6 protein-coding genes are annotated in these 3,586 nt (G+C 46.9%); 4 read left to right on the top strand and 2 right to left on the bottom strand.

From position 1 onward, the window contains the following. The 4 genes from B3180_RS04060 to B3180_RS04045 all read left to right on the top strand — a co-directional run. Positions 1 to 506: aldehyde dehydrogenase family protein (locus B3180_RS04060; protein WP_286843197.1), on the top strand; the 506-nt coding region annotated here is incomplete at its 5' end. A 70-nt stretch (positions 507 to 576) separates the two neighbouring features. Further along, a complete protein-coding gene (locus tag B3180_RS04055) occupies positions 577 to 927 on the top strand; it encodes a DUF3802 family protein (RefSeq protein WP_054490257.1) in 351 nt (116 codons plus the stop codon). Between the two features lie 30 nt (positions 928 to 957). Further along, positions 958 to 1,389 (top strand): OsmC family protein, encoded by a 432-nt coding sequence (locus B3180_RS04050; protein ID WP_054490219.1) that lies wholly within the window; start codon positions 958 to 960, stop codon positions 1,387 to 1,389. Between the two features lie 3 nt (positions 1,390 to 1,392). Beyond that, complete coding sequence (locus tag B3180_RS04045) at positions 1,393 to 2,244, top strand: 23S rRNA (adenine(2030)-N(6))-methyltransferase RlmJ (RefSeq protein ID WP_278358850.1); 852 nt, start codon at positions 1,393 to 1,395, stop codon at positions 2,242 to 2,244. On the opposite strand, the gene B3180_RS04040 is transcribed toward B3180_RS04045, so the two are convergent. Beyond that, the gene (locus B3180_RS04040; protein WP_054490221.1) at positions 2,245 to 3,144 is read right to left on the bottom strand and encodes a phosphoribulokinase; all 900 of its coding nucleotides are present in this window, start codon (positions 3,142 to 3,144) and stop codon (positions 2,245 to 2,247) included. Positions 3,145 to 3,219: 75 nt separating this feature from the next. Next, positions 3,220 to 3,444, bottom strand: a complete 225-nt coding sequence (locus B3180_RS04035) for a SlyX family protein (protein ID WP_054490223.1) — start codon at positions 3,442 to 3,444, stop codon at positions 3,220 to 3,222. Positions 3,445 to 3,586 lie beyond the last annotated feature (142 nt).

The following is a 3,586-nucleotide window of genomic DNA, read 5'->3' as shown; positions in this document are numbered from 1 at the left end:
CCGCAATGATTTCTGCTAAAGCTGCGGGCGAAATGGTCGATGCACAAAATGAGCTGCTGCATAAAGGCGCTAAGTCATTAGTGCGCATGAAGCAGGCTGACTCGAAGAAAGGTTTTGTAACCCCGGGCATTGTCGATGTTACCGGCGTTGAAGACCTGCCGGATGAAGAGCATTTTGGTCCGTTACTAAAAGTGTATCGCTTTAAAGATATTGATGAAGCCATCAAAGAAGCGAACAACACACGTTACGGCCTATCTGCCGGTGTGCTTTGTGACGATGAACAAACGTATCGTTACTTTTTCAAACATATTCGCGCAGGTATTGTGAATTGGAATAAGCCGATTACTGGTGCCAGCAGTGCCGCACCTTTCGGCGGCATTGGAGCAAGTGGTAACCATCGTGCCAGTGCTTACTATGCGGCCGACTACTGTGCGTATCCGGTTGCGTCAGTAGAAGCTGACAGCATGAGTTTACCTGAGAATTTAGCGCCAGGGCTTAAATTTTAATCACAATCTGTGCTAGTTTATCGGCTGGGCAACGTGAATGGTTGCCTGGCCGCGTGACAAAGAGAAGCAGATGATAGTTGAAACAGACGGATATATTGAGCTCATCCAGTACCTGACAGGTCAGTTACCGGTCTTTACTGAGCAGGGTAATAGCGCGAAAACAGCCGATTACACCTTACGTGACTTAATGGAAGAGCGCTTATCAGAAAGCATGATGGCGGTTTTTGAGCAAAACGAGCTTGATCAGGAAGTGCGTCTGGATATTGTCCGTGAAACCGACGCTATTGTTTACGATTTAGAAGAAGTGTTATCTAAAGTTCTGGATACACACCCAACCCCTCAGCAGGAAGCTTTCATTAATGAGTTTGTCGGCCTGGTGAAAAACCTTTTTGATGAACGCCTGCAAAGTTACCGGCTATAGTTTTTAAGCACTCCAGTAAGGATTCTCCTAATGTCAGCAAATAATATGAGCGCGAAGGTTGCCTGGGTTGATGATATGACCTTTGTGGCTACATCAGGTAGTGGTCACCAGGTGGTTATGGACGGTGACAGCCCGGGAAATGCGCCAAGTCCAATGGAAATGGTGCTGATGTCCGCAGGAAGTTGTGCATCGGTTGATGTTGTCAGCATCCTTAAAAAAGCCAAACAAAACCTACACCGCTGTTACTGCGAGTTATCCGGTAAGCGGGCGGAGTCCGTCCCTAAAGTTTTTACCGAAATTCATTTAGAGTTTGTTGTGGTGGGTGAAGACATTAACGAAAAGCATGTTGAGCGTGCAGTGAAGCTTTCAGCCGATAAATATTGTTCTGTTGCTAAAATGCTGGAAGCTTCCGTTAAAATGACACACAGCTATCGCATTGAATCTCCTCAGAAAGACGACTGACCTTTGAATTACCGACACATTTTTCACGCGGGCAACTTTGCGGATGTTTTTAAACATTTGCTGCAGGCCCGTGCACTTGAGTACTTTCAGCAGAAGAACAAGCCATATTTTGTACTGGATACCCATGGTGGTATTGGCTATTACGATTTACAAGGTGACGAAGCCGTTAGAACAGCCGAAGCCGAACAAGGTATTGTGCGCTTTGCTGAGCAAGCGACAGATGAGCCCTTAGCAAAACAGTATTTACGAATTGTCAGTGGTCTTAACCCAGGCAGTGAGAGTTTGCGTTATTACCCGGGGTCGCCCGTGTTAACCTCAGAGTTTCTGCGCGAGGGGGACCGGCTGGTTGTTTGTGAATTGCACAAAGAAGATGCAGAAACGCTTAAACAGACGCCTTTAGGAAAACATAAACAGGTGCAGGTACTGGCGCCGGTGAATGGGTATGAAGCGGTTCGTTCACAATTGCCCCCAATTGAAAAGCGGGGCCTGGTTCTGATTGATCCCCCGTTTGAAAATACAAGCGAATTCGATGACGTGGTTGATGCTCTTAAACAGGGTTTGAAGCGCTGGAAAAGCGGCAGTTTCGCGGTTTGGTACCCAATAAAAGACGAGTTGAAAACAGCGGCTTTTCATCGTGATGCTGCGGCTCTTCCGGGGATTCCTAAAACCATGATAATGGAGCTCAACATACGAACAAACGATGAACGTAAAGGTCTCCATGGCTGTGGCTTTCTTTGGGTGAATCCGCCTTATGGTGTCGTTCAGGACAGTGAGCAATTACTGCCTTTGTTATGCAAAACATTAGCGCAGGACAAAGGTGCGAATTTTCACAGCCGCTGGCTGGTTGGTGAGTAGTTACTTACTTGATATCCAGTCAACCTGACGTCGTACCTGGTTTTTCCTTTCCATAATTTGTTCAATAAGCGGCGTTAAAATCAATTCCATAGCTAACGCCATTTTGCCGCCGGGCACAACCAGCGTGTTGGTCCTCGACATAAACGAGCCATCAATCATTTGCAGATAATACGGGAAGTCGACGTTTTTAATGCCGCGAAAACGTATGACAACAAAACTCTCATCCAGCGATGGTATGTCTTTTGCGCTGAACGGGTTTGAGGTATCGACAGTGGGAACCCGCTGAAAGTTAATATGAGTTCTCGAGAATTGCGGCACAATATGGTGAATGTAATCTTCCATACCACGCACGATACTGGTCGTTACCGCTTCACGTGAGTGACCGCGCTCAGATGTGTCACGAATCAGTTTCTGGATCCATTCCAGGTTAACGATGGGTACCATACCTATCAGCAGGTCGACATACTGCGCAACATCGTAACCATTACCACAGACACCGCCATGTAAACCTTCGTAGAATAAGGCATCGGTGCTCTCTGGAAGCTCTTCCCATGGGGTGAACGTGCCGGGCATCTGGTTATAAGGCACGGCATCGTCAAAGCTGTGTAAGTAACGACGAACTTTACCGTTACCAGTTTGCGAGTATGAACGAAATAAAGACTCCAGACGGTCGAAGTCGTTGGCTTCAGCTCCAAAGTAACTGATATGCCGCCCTTGCTCTTGCGCTTTGCGAATGGCCAAATCCATTTCGGGGCGAGAATAGCGATGAAAACTGTCGCCTTCCACAAAGGCGGCGCTGACATCTAACGAGCGAAAGATGTGGCGTACCGCCTGACCTGTTGTGGTAGTTCCTGCTCCTGATGAACCGGTAACGGCAATTATCGGGTGCTTCGATGACATAACATTCTCGCAAACTAAATAAGAACAGTTGTTATACTGACCTGTTTTACCAAGGTCAAGGTAAACTCGATGACTTTAATAGTGAGGTGGCGGTGGTTCAGCGGCCGGATCGGAGTCAGTTGACTGATTCTCCTGCATTTGTTTTAAGCGTTTGCCCAGCCACCGAATCTGCTTTTGCATTTCAGTCATTTGTTGAGTTTGTTCGGTAACCAGCTTATTTAATGAGTTGATGGTGTCTTCCTGAAAGGTGAGCTGCATTTCCAGGTTATCCAACTGCGCTTCAATTTTTTCTATTGTCATTCTTTACTACCTGTTAAATCAATATTCCACCACTCGGCGAGGCCGGCAGAACTTTCACTAATAACCATTTGTTCTTCTTCATCGAAGACGACAGATAACACAGAAGCGTTGCTTGGGCGGCCACCGTCGCGTAAATCTACCC

The organism is Idiomarina sp. UBA4206 (genome assembly GCF_002383015.1).
Taxonomy (GTDB): domain Bacteria; phylum Pseudomonadota; class Gammaproteobacteria; order Enterobacterales; family Alteromonadaceae; genus Idiomarina; species Idiomarina abyssalis.
This window is presented reverse-complemented; position numbering and strand designations above follow the sequence as displayed.